Source organism: Selenomonas sp. oral taxon 920, from assembly GCF_001717585.1.
Classification (GTDB): domain Bacteria; phylum Bacillota; class Negativicutes; order Selenomonadales; family Selenomonadaceae; genus Centipeda.
Genome location: NZ_CP017042.1, coordinates 2,036,148 through 2,049,496 on the forward strand (window position 1 = coordinate 2,036,148; position 13,349 = coordinate 2,049,496).

A 13,349-nucleotide genomic window follows, 5' to 3' on the forward strand; every position below is an offset into this window, starting at 1 on the left:
ATGGCAAACGAAACAAACACGAAAAAAGCCCCCATGCTCCGCATCTCGGATCTGGAGGTCTACTACGGTGCAATCCATGCGCTTAAAGGACTGTCCCTTGAAGTAAACGAAGGAGAGATCGTCACCCTCATCGGCGCAAACGGCGCGGGCAAGTCCACGACCCTGCGCACAATCTCGGGGCTGATCACGCCGAAGAGCGGCAGCATCGAATTCGAAGGAAAGAGCATCGCGGGCACGGGCGCACATGAGATTGTGCGCATGGGGCTATCGCAGGTGCCCGAGGGACGGCGCATCTTTGCCGAGATGACGGTGCTCGAGAACCTCGAGCTCGGTGCGTTCACACGCAGTGACAAGGACGGCATCGCCGCCGATATGGAGATGGTCTTTACGCGCTTCCCGCGCCTGAAGGAACGCATCTCGCAGCAGGCGGGCACGCTCTCGGGCGGCGAGCAGCAGATGCTCGCAATGGGGCGCGCACTCATGAGCCGCCCGCGCCTCCTGCTCCTCGACGAGCCGTCGATGGGGCTTGCACCGCTCCTCATCAAGGAGATTTTTTCCATTATCGTTGACATCAACAAGACGGGCACAACCATCCTGCTCGTCGAACAGAACGCGAACATGGCACTCTCCATTGCAAACCGCGCATACGTCCTCGAGACCGGCCGCATCACACTCTCCGGTGCAGCGAAGGAGCTGGCGGCAAGTGAGGATGTGCGGAAGGCGTATCTGGGCGGATGACAGTGTAAGGCGCGATGTCCTTACAAAAAGAAGGAAAACGCGACCTATAACGCGAATATTTAGAGAAAGATATTTCGCATTCCCATTGGCAAGGAGGAAACACCTATGTTTGTTGCCAACTGTATGACCAAGAACCCCGTCACCATTTCCCCCGACGCAGGGATCGACGAGGCAGAAAAGCTCATGAACAAGGGGCATTTCCGCCGTCTCCCCGTCGTGGAGCACGGAAAGCTCGTCGGCTTTTTCACAAACCGCGATCTCCTGCGCGCCTCACCGTCTGCGGCAACCACACTCGATCGCTACGAAGTGCGCACCCTGCTCTCAAAGATCAAGGTCGCCGATGTCATGCAGAAGAACGTCATCACTGTCACCGACACCATGACGATCGAAGAGGCCGCGCTCATCATGACGCGCGAGAAAATCGGCGGTATGCCCGTCCTTTCTGCAGTCGGCAAACTTGTTGGCATCATCTCTTCGACAGACATCTTCCGCGCCTTTATCGCCGTCATGGGCCTCGACAGCGGCAAGACACGCCTCACGATCGACGTTGCCGACCGCACGGGCGTCCTGCGCGACATCGCAACCGTCCTCGCCGATCTCGACATCAGCATCGACAGCATGGTCACGCTTCCGCAGCCAAACGGCGCCTACCAGATCATCATCCGCGCCGACATCGACGACGTGGATATCGTCAAGGATCGCCTCCGTGGAAAGGGATTCACCGTCAGCCACGTCATCCAGATCGGTTGAACTCCGCATAAAAACGCTGCCGCAAGTGAAGCGGCAGCGTTTTTGCATGCGTTTTTCACTCTCCGATGACCTTCCCGTCTGTTCCGATGAGAATGACGAGGGCAGCCGGAACATCCGCAAGCAGCTTCCGCCCCTCCTCTGCACCGAGCACAAAAACTGCCGTCGAGAGCATATCCGAGAGCATCCCCATATTCCCCTCCCAGCCTGCTGAATCATCCGCCGCGAGCGGCAGTGTCACCGCCACGGAGGAGAGCCCCGTATCTGCAGGATAGCCCGTACGCGGGTCAATGAGGTGATGATAGCGCCTCCCCTCGTATATAAAGTAACGCTCATCATCTCCCGAGACCGAGAGGACTTCATCCGAGAGCGGAAGGACGGCGATCATGTCCCCCGCTCTCTCGCCGCGCGGATTGCGGATCCCGATCTGCCACGGCTCCCCCGCCTCGTTCACACCCATACCGAGCATCGAACTCGTGCCGAGATCGGCAAGCGCGTTTGTGATCCCGGCATCCTGCCAGCTGCGCGCGATACCGTCGAGAGCATGCCCCTTGATGAGTGCCCCGCGGTCGAACTGCATGCCCGCTTTCATGAGTCTCGCCTCATATTTCGTTTGACCGTTCTCCTCGCGCGTGCGCAGTTCGAGCAACTTATAACCGACGCGTGCACGCGCCGCTGCAACCGCCTCGGCGGACGGCAACAGCTTCTCCGCACGCGCACGCTCCCAAAGTTCCGTCAGTGCACCTGCTGTCACATCGAACGCCCCGTGCGAGCTGCGCGCAATCTCCTGCGCGAGCGTCAGCGTCTCATAGAGCTCGGGCGGGATCTCCCGCCACTCTCCCGTCCCCGCCGCAGCTTCAACAGCAGCGAGCGCGGTGCCGTCCGCGTCGCGCTCCGTCTGCGCGAGCACAGCAAGCCCGTCGCGCAGTGCCGCCTGCGACGTAATCTCATCCGCACGCACCGTGAGCCGCGCCACCGTCCCCATCACCAGCTTTGTCTCCTCCGCCGTCACATCCCCCCCGCACCCGCCGAGGAGGAGGGTTGCGCAGAAAAGAACCGCAGCAGGAATTTTATACAACGTGAAGAATCTTTCTATCATATCCATTCCTTTCAATTAGGGAAACGACGCGGCACTACGCCCTGCGCCGCAAAAAATGCTTCATCTGACGCGAGGTATTCCATGTCACCCAGACTTTATGAAATCGCCCGCTTCGTCCTCGTCGGCGGCGCATGTTTCGTGCTTGACTACAGCCTGCTCTACATCCTCACCGAGTACGCAGGATTCCACTACCTGCTCTCAGCGGGCATCTCCTTTACGATCTCCGTCTTCGTCAACTACTGGCTCTGCCTTGTCTGCGTCTTTCGCGGGGCAAACGCCCAGACACAGCGTGCGAAGATCCTCTTCTTCGGCTCGAGCCTCGCAGGACTCGGACTCAATCAGCTTCTCATGTGGCTGCTCGTCGACTTCGCCCACATCTACTACATGATCGCAAAGCTGATCGCCGCCGGCATCGTCATGGTGTGGAACTACATCCTCAAACGCCGCGCCGTCCTCGGCAGATGAATCCATTCTAACAACTTCACACATGGACTTCAAGCCTCCCATCGCGAATGGGAGATTTTTTCATGTACATTTTTCTCCGCAAAACTGCAGGATTTTCGACCTATAAAGACGAAAATAACTACATAGTTTTTATCAATAGTTGAGATAAATTCTATGTATCAGGAAAAAGGGAGACGAAAGCTATGGCAATGGAAATCTCACGCCGCACCTTCATCAAAGGTACGGCGGCAGCAGGCGTAGTGCTCATGTCCGGCGCCTACCTCGGCTGCGGGAACCAGAACATTCCCGCACAGGTACGGCGCGGCGACGTGACCTACGATGTGCTCATCATCGGCAGTGGGGGTGCCGGGATGCGTGCGGCACTTGCAGCAGCGAAGGACAGGAATCTGAAGGTCGCCGTCATGTCGAAGCTCATGCCCACGCGCTCGGCATCGACGATGGCACAGGGAGGCATGAACGGTGTCACAGGAGTCACGGACGACAAGGACAGCGTCGAGTCGCACACGTTTGACACGATCAAAGGCGGGGACTACCTCTGCGATCAGGATGCCGTCGAATACTTTGCAGAGAACGCGGGCAAGACCATCTATGAGATGGACTACATGGGCTATCCCTACAACCGCCAGAAGGACGGACATTTCCATCAGCGCAAGATGGGCGGATCCTCCCACGCACGCGCGTCCTACTTCGAGGATCGTGCAGGGCACGCGATGGTGCACGCGCTCTTCGAGCAGTGCCTTGCGCATGACGTAGACTTCATCTCCGAGTGCCAGATGCTCGAGATCGCAATGACAGACGCAGACAAACTTGCAGGCGTGATCGCGATGGATATGCGCTCGGGCGATCTCATCGGCATCCCATTCAAGACCGTCCTCATCGCAACGGGCGGCTACGGACGCGCCTACTGGGTGCGTACCTCCAACCCGTACAGTTCGACGGGCGACGGCATCGTCGCAGGCATGAACGCAGGCGTCCCGTTCAAGGATCCCGAAATGGTACAGTTCCATCCGACGGGGCTCTCCGCTAACGGCGTGCTCCTCTCCGAGTCCAGCCGCTCCGAGGGGGCGCTCCTCATCAACAAGAACGGCGAGCGCTTTATGGCGCGCTATGCCCCCGAGAAAATGGAACTTGCAACACGCGACATTGTGGCGCGTGCAATCGCGACCGAGATCGAGGAGGGGCGCGGCATCGGCGAGGGGCTGACCGCAGGTGTCTACCTCGACTTCACAAGGAGAACCTCGATCCGACGCTCTCCTTCACGAGTGCGTGCCGCTCAAGCATCTGCGGCGCATGTGCCGTCCGCGTGAACGGCAACGCCGAACTCTCCTGCGAAGTGCTTGTCGAGGATCTCCTCGCACGCTACCAGGCCGAAGAGCTGACCATCGAGCCGCTCGGCAACTTCAGCGTCATCCGCGATCTCGTCGTAGACTGGGATCCGAAGTACGCACGCATCAAGAAGGTAAAGCCCACACTGCACCCGAAGGACGAGTTCACACCCGAGACCGGCTGCCTGCAGTCGCCCGAGGACTTCAACAAGTACAAGAAGTACGCAGGCTGCATCCTCTGCGGCTCCTGCGTCTCGGAGTGCAATAAGAACACGCTGAACGCAGACGACTTTCTTGATCCGTTCGCCTTTGTCAAGGCGGAAAAGCTCGTTGCCGATTCGCGCAGCAAGACACCCGCCGAACATCTGAAGGCGGTGCTCGACGCGGGCCTCTGGCGCTGCTTCAACTGTCAGGAATGCACGGCGAAGTGCCCGAAGGGGCTCGATCCTGCGGGTGCGATCGAAAAACTGAAGGAGGAGACGTTCCGTCACCATCTGGACGACAACGTCGGTGCACGCCACGCAAAGGCAATCTATGACGACATCTCCGAATCCGGCACACTCGACGAGTCGAAGCTCAACATCAAGTCCGAAGGCTACTTCATGTCTGCCCTGCGTCTGCCGATGGCGCTGCGTCTCATGAATACGGGCAAGATGGATCCGCTTGCAAGCCATCCCGTGAACCCTGAGATCAAGACCATTGCGGCGATCGTCAAGGCAGCGGAACAGGCGGACAAGGAGGAGGCAAAGTCATGAAGTACGCATTATTTCCGGGCTGTGTCCTCGATGGAGCGGCAGCTGAGGCATATACCTCACTCAAAGAGGTCTGTGCAAAACTGGACATCGAGATCACGGAGATTCCGAACTGGACGTGCTGCGGTGCCTCGCACGCACAGGGCGTGAACGACCTCGCCGCGCTCGCCGTCAACGCACGCAGCATCTCCATTGCCGAGCACATGGAGATGCCGATCCTGACCGTCTGCAACACCTGCACCTTGCAGCTGCGCACGGCAAAGTATCGGCTCGACCATGACGCAGCGCTCAAGGAGAAGGTCAACTCGATCCTAAAGAAAGCGGGACATCCGTACGAGTATCAGGGAACAAGTGAGATCACCCATTTCCTCTGGGTGCTCGACGAACATCCGGAGGTCCTCGACGGCAAGGTCACAAATGAGCTGAAGGGCACGCAGGTCGCTTGCTACTACGGCTGCCACATCCTGCGCCCTGCGCCCGTCATGAATCACGAGAGCGGCGACTATCCCGAGTCATTCGAGCGGCTCGTGCGCCGCCTCGGTGCGGAGCCCGTCTGGTTCGACGCGGGACGCAAGTGCTGTGGCTTCCACGCACAGTTTACGGCAGAGCACGACGTACTGACCGTCACGGGACAGATTGCCGCAAGCGCCGACCGCGCGGGTGCCGATCTCATTGCCACCCCCTGCCCCCTCTGCCAGATGCAGCTTGATATGTACGGCCCCGAGGGACGTGAGGCGGTAAAATCTCAGACCGAGATGCCTGTCCTCCACCTGCAGCAGCTTGTCGGGCTCGCGCTGGGCATGACACGGGACGAAGTTGGATTTAACCGTCACGTTTCTGCGCGCGAAAAATTGAAGATTGGCAGCTAGGGAAGCACTGATAAATTCAACAGTGCTATCTTGACGTATCTTTTTTTCCGCCTCGTTCGGACAAAAAATCTGCGCCAATCTGACGGACTTCAATTTATCAATATTTCCCTAAAAAATTTTTTGAGAGACTGTTCATAGCCGTCCTTTGCGTATACAGGTCGGATACTGCATGAAATCGGGTATCTTCCGACGTATTGCGCGGGCAACTATGTGCAGTTTCTCATTTTATTTGCCTATAATTACAATTTAATCGGCTCAGAAAAAGGATATTGTCTATTATAATAGAATATACGTAATGAATTCACTCTTATAAATTTGCTTCAATAGATAAAATTGTCTTGCTATTTTATCTATTTTGAGGTACACTGAAAAAAAGGATGGACGGCTCATTGACCGCAGATATGTGAGCATTGTCAATTTCATCTGCGTAAAGGGAGTGAATATCATGTTTCTGGAGGAGCGCCAAGAGCTCATCGTCCGTATGGTGGAGCGTGACGGTAAGGTCAAAGTCAAAGAGCTCAGCGCCAAATTCAAGGTCACCGAGGACTGTATCCGCAAGGATCTGGGCTCGCTCGAACGACAGGGTCGGCTGAAACGCACCTATGGCGGCGCCGTGAAACTGACGCAGAGCGTTCACATGATCGAGGTCAGCCGTCACCGTCACATGGATGTCGAGGCAAAGCGCCGCATTGCGCAGGCAGCCGTCTCCCTCATCCAGGATAAGGACATGGTCTTTCTCGATGTGTCGACGAGCAATCTCGCAATCGCCGAGCTCCTCATGAAGAGCGACCGTGACCTGACCGTTGTGACAAACATGGTCGATGTGCTCGGCGTGCTCGCACGCAATCCGCGCATTGAGCTGATCTTTGCAGGCGGACAGATCAATCGTGGACGCGATGGATTCTGGGGCGGCATGACGCAGGACTTCATCGGCAGGCTCAAGCCCGATATCGCGTTTGTCGGCGCGGTTGGCGTGGATGTCAAGGGCAACAGCGTGTCTACCTATGACATCGACGACGGGCTGAACAAGGCGCGGATCATTGCGCGCAGCAAACGTGCCTATGTTGTGGCGGAGGCGCGCAAGCTCTCGACGGACGGCAACTATGACTTCACCCCGCTCAATGCACTCGCAGGGCTCGTGACGGATACGGAACCACCTTCGGACATCCGCGCGGCGGCGGCAGAGCTGGGCATCGAGATCGTACTGCCGTAAATATTACAATATCGTATCGCATTCAGAATGCAAAAACCGAGGCGGCTCTTGCCGTCTCGGTTTTCTTGTGCGAAAATATAGAAGAAGGGGGAATGTGTGTGGAAGAATTGAATCACTGCACGCTCTGCCCACGTCGCTGCGGCGTGAATCGGAATGCGGGCGCACGCGGATTCTGCGGTGCGGGCCGTACGGTACGCGTTGCACGCACGATGCTGCACACATGGGAAGAGCCGTGTCTGGTCGGCACGCATGGCGCGGGCGCAGTATTCTTCGCACACTGCACCCTGCGCTGCATTTACTGCCAGAACCATGCGATCAGTCATGAGGGCAGCGGCACGGAGATAGACGAGGATGCGCTTGCCGCACGTTTCCTTTCCCTTGAGCGGGAGGGCGCGGCTACGCTCGATCTCGTAACACCGACGCACTATACACCGCAGATTCTCGCAGCGCTCCAAATCGCACGGACACAAGGGCTGAGTCTCCCCGTGGTCTGGAACACGAGCGGCTATGAGACAGTCGAGAACATCGAGCGCCTTGCAGGCGCTGTCGACATCTATCTGCCCGATCTGAAGTATGCAGCAGAGGAGAGCGGACGGCTCTATTCGTGTGCGCCCGATTACGCAACAGCGGCATGGGCAGCACTCACGGCGATGGTCGCGCAGGTGGGTGCGGTACAGTTTGCCGCGGACGGACAGCTCATACGCGGTGTGCTCGTGCGCCATCTCGTTCTGCCGGGGCATCGGCACGAGAGCATTGCTCTTGTGCGGCAGCTGTGGGAGACGTTCGGTGATGCGATTCAGCTGAGTCTGATGCGGCAGTATACACCGCTCTACCGAGCGGCCGAGTTTCCGCCGCTCCATCGACGGCTCACGACGTTTGAGTATGAGAGCGTGGTTGCGGCGGCGCGTGATCTCGGGATGGAGCACGTCTATGTGCAGGGAGCGGAGGCGGTGGGGGCGCAGTATGTGCCGGACTTTGAGTGATTGGATTCGATATTATAATGTAGCAGTGTAATGCCCTCAATCAAACTAAGTATTTTACGTCCTCCCCCACACAATCCCCTTCCAAACCGCTTTCCTGAGCAGGTCCGCAGGGATCATGGTCGCCGCGAGGAGAAATACGAGTACCCAGCCGCCCGCATGAATCGGCGTTGTGCTGAACATGCCGCCGATCCACAGCCCGACATCGTGCGGGAGATAAGGCGCATTGATAATTGCCGCCATGATGAGGACGATCATCGCCCATACCCTGACAAAGCCGATGTTCTCGCCGAGCCCGCGGAAGATGCCGAAGCCCGTGGAGCGCACGTTGAAGCCGTTCATGAGGGAAGCAAGCACGAAAAGCAGAAAATACGCCGTATAGTGCTCCGCCTTTCCATCGAAACACGCAGCAATACGTGCATCGGTGAGAAAGAAGAAGCTGATGAGGACAAGCCACGTCCCCATGCAGACAATCTGCACGCTCATCGTGGGGCTGATGATGCTCGCGTCGCGGCGGCGCGGCTTCTCGCGCATATAGCTCTCGTGCGCCGGCTCGTTGCCGAGCATGATCGCACCGAGGCTGTCCATGACGAGGTTGATAAAGAGGAGATGCGTCACGCGCAGCGGCTCGATGATGCCAAAGAACGGAGCAATGGCACTCACGACAACCGCCGCAATGTTGATGACGAGCTGGAAGCGGCAGAACTTCAGAATGTTGTTGTAGATCGTGCGCCCGTAGAGAATCGCGTCCTTGATCGAGCGGAAATTGTCGTCAAGGATGACGATGTCCCCCGCATCGCGCGCCGCCTCCGTCCCGCTGCCCATGGCAAAGCCGACATCGGCGCGGCGGAGTGCCGGTGAGTCGTTCACACCATCGCCCGTCATACCGACGACGAGGTTCATCTTCTGCGAGAGACGCACGATGCGCGACTTGTCCGTCGGCAGTGCGCGTGCAATGACGCGCAGCTGCGGCAGGACGCGCTGCACCTCCTCGTCCGTCATCTGTGCGAGATCGTTGCTTGTGAGCACGAGGTCGCTGTCCGCACGCAGCAGCCCCGCGTCGCGTGCAATCGCAACGGCGGTCTCGCGGCGGTCGCCCGTCACCATGACGACCTGCACGCCTGCCGCCTGCACCTCCGTGATTGCCTCGCGCGCCTCGGGACGCACATCGTCGCGGATCGCGGCAAATCCGATGAGCACGACATCCGTATTGACTGCATTCTTTTGAAAGGGTTGCTCTGAATACCCGAACGCCAAGACGCGCATCGCACGCGCGGCATAGGCGTTTATTTTTTCGTTCAGCGCATCTGCATCAAAGGGAACGATCGCCCCATCCGGCGCAAGCGCGTATTTCGCGCGTGCCAGCAGCGCCTCGGGTGCCCCCTTGTAGACGACCGTGCCGCGTGCGGGCAGCTCCGCCTGACTGAATTTATTGGTGGAGTTAAATGTCTGGCGATGCCCCACGCGGTAGTTTTCATTGGTCTGCATCACACGGTATGTCTCTGCACCGAGGAAGCGCATGACCGCCTGATCAGTCGGATTTCCGCCGACCACCGCACCCGCCTCGTCATACATGGCGGCAGAGTTCATGCCGATCGCGAGTTTCAGCTTCTCATGGAGCACAGGATGCTCCGTGAGCGTGCCGAGAACCTTTCCATCCGCCGTAAAGAAGTCCACCACCTCAAGCTGTCCGCCCGTGATCGTGCCTGTCTTGTCACTGAAGAGAATGTTCAGCGACCCCGCCGTCTCGATACCGACCGCGCGGCGCACGAGGACACCGCGTGCGAGCATCCGGCTCGTATTCTGCATCAGCACGAGCGAGATCATGAGCGGCAGCCCCTCGGGCACGGCGCAGACGATGATGAGGATCGCGAGCGAGACTGCCTGAATCAGATCCACGAGAATCTGACTCCACCCGAGCATGACATATGCCTCCAGGCCGCCCGCACGCAGGGCAAAGAACATCATGTAGAGCGAAATGATGACAAGCCCCGAGAGATAGCCGAACGCCGAGATCTGATCGGCGAGCTTCGCGAGCTTCACCTGCAGGGGGGAGTCCGGCTCACGCGCCTGCATCTCCGCCGTCATCCGCCCCATCATCGTCTGCATGCCGACGCGGCGCACCTCCATCACGCCCTCGCCGTCAAAGACCACGCTCCCGCGAAAGAGGGTCGCATCGTCCACGAAGGTGTCGCCCGTAATCTCGGCGGGAAATACATAATGGCTGTCTGCGGGTGTCTTCGGACACTCCTCCGTCTCCCCGTTGAGTGCCGTATTATTCACGCGGAGTTCTCCCGCGACCAGCATTCCGTCCGCAGGAATCTTGTTGCCGCCCTGCAAGATGACATGATCGCCGACCACAATCTCATCCACGGGCAGAACGACCAGCCCGCCGTCGCGACAGACCTTCGCCGTGTCCTTTGCCGTACGTGCACGCAGGGCGCGGTACTCCGTATCGCTCGCGACATTCGTCCGCGCCGTCACCGTTGCGACGATAATGACGGTCACGATCGTCCCCACCGGCTCATAGATCTCCGCATGTCCTGCAAAATACATGGCAATCATGAGCGCGACCATGACGAGCAGGATGCGGATCATCGGATCGCGAAACGTCTCCATGAACGCCTGCCCGAACGTCGTCCACGCAGGCTCCGGAATCGTGTTCGCACCATATTTCAGACGCGACGCCTCCGCCTCCGCCGATGTCAGTCCCGTAAATTTCAAGAATGTTCCCCTTTCCCCTCAGCCACGCACTGCACGAACAAAGTAATAGACGAGATAGGCACTGACGGCGAGAGCAATCCCATCCCCGAGACTGCCATACATCGGTGCAATCAATACGATCAAGGTGAGCACAGCGATACGTGCGGGTTCCTCCCATGCAGCATTGGTCCGTCTCTTCGCCGCAGCCTCCACAGCTTTGGAGATGCGGCTCTGCCAGCGCGTCAGCCAGAGTACAATTCCCGTGACGATCATCGCCGCCGTCATGAGGATGAGCAGTGCCCAGAATACTTTTTCCGCCGTCAGCTCATGGTTGTGGATGTGCAGATTCAAAAAGAACGGCGCCATCGTCAGCCATGCAGGTACGGACACAAGGAGCGGCTCTCCGCCGCCCGCGGCGAGATAGACCTGCGTCCCCAGTGCAAAATCCGTCGCGCGTACCGTCGGTTCTGCGATCTGGAACTGATAGAAATCCTGATGTGCCGTGGGCAGCCGCATGGAAATGACATCCTTTCCGGGAAACGCCTCCTCTATCCGCACAAGGGCATCCTCGGGCAGAATCCGCTCCGCACGCTGCGCCTCTGCTGCAAAATGCTCTGCCGCAAGCTCCTGCGCCGTGCGCTGATAGTCCCGCATGCCGACGGAGTAAAGAACGATAAAAACGCCGCTCACGCACATGATGGCAGCCCATGTGCCCGCAAAGACTGACGTGAGCTTATGCCAGTCCGACCAGAACAGTCGGCTGCTCCGCCTCCGCCGTGTGCCAAAAGCGAGCGTTTTCATCATCGGCAGATAGAGATAAACACCGCTCACGATAGAGATCACGGAGAGCACGCACATCGCGGCGAGAAAGTCGCGGCCGCCCTCCTCCAGCCCCAGCCGGACGTGCAGAATGTGCATTGTGTGCATGAACTCCTGCACCGCCTCGGAACGGTAGACACGCTCCTGTCGGTTGAAGACCGTACCCGTGCGCACCTCGTACATGATCTGCTCTCCGCCCATGCGCATATGGGAGCGCCCGGCCTTTCCGCCGCGATCCTTGACGAGAAAGTAGAGTGTCCCGTCCTCTCCATCCGGTGTGACCGCCAGAATCTCCTTTGTCGGGAACGCCTGCATCACGGCTTCTGTCCCCTGCGGCAGACCCGCCCAGATCTCACGCAGAGCCATAGGCTCCCCGCGCGGCGGCAGATTCAGCGTGTTCCACGCGTTGATCTCCCCGCGAAAGAGCAGCGGCAGCCCCGTCAGCGTCAGCAGCAGCAAAAAGAGTGCGCAGATCAGACTCACCCACTGATGAATAACATAGATTTTTCGCATTGATTGCCCCGATTCCATACGCAAATGTTACCGTCCCCTATCATAACACAAAAGAGGACGGCTGCGCACCGAAAATGCGCAACCGTCCCCCAATCTCCTAAATCAGCCCTCTTCGACCTCGATCAGGGCATACTTTCCATCATTTCGTCCGTAAACCACATTGACCTCCTCCGTCTCCGCGTTGCGGAATACGAAGAAATGATGATTCAGCAGATTCATCTGCATGATTGCCTCCTGCACATCCATCGGCTGCAGGGCAAAGCGCTTTGTCTTGACGACGGGGAAGACATCATCCTCCTCCGGCACGGGCTGAGTGAAGGTCTCAACCGCCTCCGCCTTGAACCCGCCGTGACGGAAACGACGCTCGAGTTTCGTCTTCTGCTTGCGAATCTGGCGCTCCAGCTTCTCGATCACGAGATCGATGGAGCTGTACATATCCTCCGAACGCTCCTCGCCGCGCAGCAGCACGCCGCGCACGATGGGAGCCGTAACCTCTACCTTGTGATGTTTCCCCTCCACCGAGAGCAGTACCGAGATCTCGCCGACATTCTCGAAGTACTTTGTAATCTTGCCGACCCGCTTCTCCACGTAGTCGCGCAGCGCCGGTGTAACCTCGACATTCTTTCCCCGAATCGTGAATGCAGCCATGAAACACAGCCCCTTTCTATCCACGGGAGCATTTTTCTGCTCCCCCTTTTATCTATAGTATTTCGACATGCGGGGAAAAATACCTGCAAAAAGAATAGTGATTTCCTTAAATTCTGATTTTCCTGTCAACTTCTGATGCGATGCGCAAATGAAAAAGCCCGCTGTGTAAGCCGGGCTTTTCAAACCTATGTCGTTATTCCTTCTTGACCACGTTGTCCGCCTGGGGACCGCGTGCTCCCTCGACGATGTCGAATTCGACTTCCTGACCCTCGCTGAGCGTCTTATACCCCTCGCCCTGGATCGAGGAAAAGTGTACGAATACATCGTCACCGTCCTCGCGGGAGATAAATCCATATCCCTTATCCGCGCTGAACCATTTCACTTTGCCCGTCATGTCGGCTCTCCTTTCACTGATAGAGAAACCCTGCCGCAAGCAGTATTTCTCCAGTCTCGCACGTATGCTTCCTTAATTATAAGA

At 58.1% G+C, this 13,349-nt stretch carries 12 protein-coding genes and 1 pseudogene; 8 read left to right on the forward strand and 5 right to left on the reverse strand.

The genetic code is table 11. The features are described 5' to 3' along the window. On the forward strand, positions 1–738 hold the full coding sequence (locus tag BCS37_RS09810) for an ABC transporter ATP-binding protein (protein ID WP_069181261.1): 738 nt from the start codon (positions 1–3) through the stop codon (positions 736–738). A 105-nt stretch (positions 739–843) separates the two neighbouring features. Beyond that, positions 844–1,488, forward strand: coding sequence for a CBS domain-containing protein (locus BCS37_RS09815; protein ID WP_069181262.1), 645 nt, complete (start codon positions 844–846; stop codon positions 1,486–1,488). A 55-nt stretch (positions 1,489–1,543) separates the two neighbouring features. Here the strand turns inward: BCS37_RS09815 and BCS37_RS09820 are convergent, their stop codons facing one another. Beyond that, complete coding sequence (locus BCS37_RS09820) at positions 1,544–2,584, reverse strand: FAD:protein FMN transferase (RefSeq protein WP_069181263.1); 1,041 nt, start codon at positions 2,582–2,584, stop codon at positions 1,544–1,546. A gap of 81 nt (positions 2,585–2,665) precedes the next feature. Here BCS37_RS09820 and BCS37_RS09825 point away from each other — a divergent pair, with 81 nt between their 5' ends. The 6 genes and pseudogenes from BCS37_RS09825 (at position 2,666) to BCS37_RS09850 (ending at position 8,191) form a co-directional block, all read left to right on the forward strand. Then, the gene (locus tag BCS37_RS09825; RefSeq protein WP_069181264.1) at positions 2,666–3,049 is read left to right on the forward strand and encodes a GtrA family protein; all 384 of its coding nucleotides are present in this window, start codon (positions 2,666–2,668) and stop codon (positions 3,047–3,049) included. Between the two features lie 188 nt (positions 3,050–3,237). After that, positions 3,238–4,356, forward strand: coding sequence for an FAD-binding protein (locus BCS37_RS09830; protein WP_237142752.1), 1,119 nt, complete (start codon positions 3,238–3,240; stop codon positions 4,354–4,356). Further along, positions 4,278–5,129: pseudogene (locus BCS37_RS09835) on the forward strand (succinate dehydrogenase/fumarate reductase iron-sulfur subunit); the annotation flags it as partial. The gene BCS37_RS09830 and the pseudogene BCS37_RS09835, both read left to right, overlap by 79 nt. Next, on the forward strand, positions 5,126–5,995 hold the full coding sequence (locus BCS37_RS09840; protein ID WP_069181265.1) for a CoB--CoM heterodisulfide reductase iron-sulfur subunit B family protein: 870 nt from the start codon (positions 5,126–5,128) through the stop codon (positions 5,993–5,995). The pseudogene BCS37_RS09835 and the gene BCS37_RS09840, both read left to right, overlap by 4 nt. A 445-nt stretch (positions 5,996–6,440) precedes the next feature. Next, positions 6,441–7,208 (forward strand): DeoR/GlpR family DNA-binding transcription regulator, encoded by a 768-nt coding sequence (locus BCS37_RS09845; protein WP_069181587.1) that lies wholly within the window; start codon positions 6,441–6,443, stop codon positions 7,206–7,208. A 92-nt stretch (positions 7,209–7,300) separates the two neighbouring features. Next, on the forward strand, positions 7,301–8,191 hold the full coding sequence (locus BCS37_RS09850) for a radical SAM protein (protein ID WP_069181266.1): 891 nt from the start codon (positions 7,301–7,303) through the stop codon (positions 8,189–8,191). A 54-nt stretch (positions 8,192–8,245) separates the two neighbouring features. On the opposite strand, the gene BCS37_RS09855 is transcribed toward BCS37_RS09850, so the two are convergent. From BCS37_RS09855 to BCS37_RS09870, 4 genes are all read right to left on the reverse strand, one after another. Next, positions 8,246–10,912, reverse strand: coding sequence for a calcium-translocating P-type ATPase, PMCA-type (locus tag BCS37_RS09855; protein WP_069181267.1), 2,667 nt, complete (start codon positions 10,910–10,912; stop codon positions 8,246–8,248). 18 nt (positions 10,913–10,930) lie between these two features. Further along, the gene (locus BCS37_RS09860; RefSeq protein WP_069181268.1) at positions 10,931–12,223 is read right to left on the reverse strand and encodes a PepSY-associated TM helix domain-containing protein; all 1,293 of its coding nucleotides are present in this window, start codon (positions 12,221–12,223) and stop codon (positions 10,931–10,933) included. Between the two features lie 102 nt (positions 12,224–12,325). Further along, positions 12,326–12,871 (reverse strand): ribosome hibernation-promoting factor, HPF/YfiA family, encoded by a 546-nt coding sequence (hpf, locus tag BCS37_RS09865; protein WP_069181269.1) that lies wholly within the window; start codon positions 12,869–12,871, stop codon positions 12,326–12,328. Between the two features lie 193 nt (positions 12,872–13,064). Continuing rightward, positions 13,065–13,265: a cold shock domain-containing protein gene (locus BCS37_RS09870; protein ID WP_006304954.1), complete on the reverse strand. Its 201-nt coding sequence runs from the start codon at positions 13,263–13,265 to the stop codon at positions 13,065–13,067. Positions 13,266–13,349: the final 84 nt, after the last annotated feature.

Excerpts from the sequence above, each read along its gene's own strand:
- BCS37_RS09810 (WP_069181261.1), top strand. The coding sequence starts at position 1 with ATGGCAAACGAAACAAACACGAAAAAAGCCCCCATGCTCCGCATCTCG.
- BCS37_RS09815 (WP_069181262.1), top strand. The coding sequence starts at position 844 with ATGTTTGTTGCCAACTGTATGACCAAGAACCCCGTCACCATTTCCCCC.
- BCS37_RS09820 (WP_069181263.1), bottom strand. The coding sequence starts at position 2,584 with ATGATAGAAAGATTCTTCACGTTGTATAAAATTCCTGCTGCGGTTCTT.
- BCS37_RS09825 (WP_069181264.1), top strand. The coding sequence starts at position 2,666 with ATGTCACCCAGACTTTATGAAATCGCCCGCTTCGTCCTCGTCGGCGGC.
- BCS37_RS09830 (WP_237142752.1), top strand. The coding sequence starts at position 3,238 with ATGGAAATCTCACGCCGCACCTTCATCAAAGGTACGGCGGCAGCAGGC.
- BCS37_RS09840 (WP_069181265.1), top strand. The coding sequence starts at position 5,126 with ATGAAGTACGCATTATTTCCGGGCTGTGTCCTCGATGGAGCGGCAGCT.
- BCS37_RS09845 (WP_069181587.1), top strand. The coding sequence starts at position 6,441 with ATGTTTCTGGAGGAGCGCCAAGAGCTCATCGTCCGTATGGTGGAGCGT.
- BCS37_RS09850 (WP_069181266.1), top strand. The coding sequence starts at position 7,301 with ATGTGTGTGGAAGAATTGAATCACTGCACGCTCTGCCCACGTCGCTGC.
- BCS37_RS09860 (WP_069181268.1), bottom strand. The coding sequence starts at position 12,223 with ATGCGAAAAATCTATGTTATTCATCAGTGGGTGAGTCTGATCTGCGCA.
- hpf (WP_069181269.1), bottom strand. The coding sequence starts at position 12,871 with ATGGCTGCATTCACGATTCGGGGAAAGAATGTCGAGGTTACACCGGCG.
- BCS37_RS09870 (WP_006304954.1), bottom strand. The coding sequence starts at position 13,265 with ATGACGGGCAAAGTGAAATGGTTCAGCGCGGATAAGGGATATGGATTT.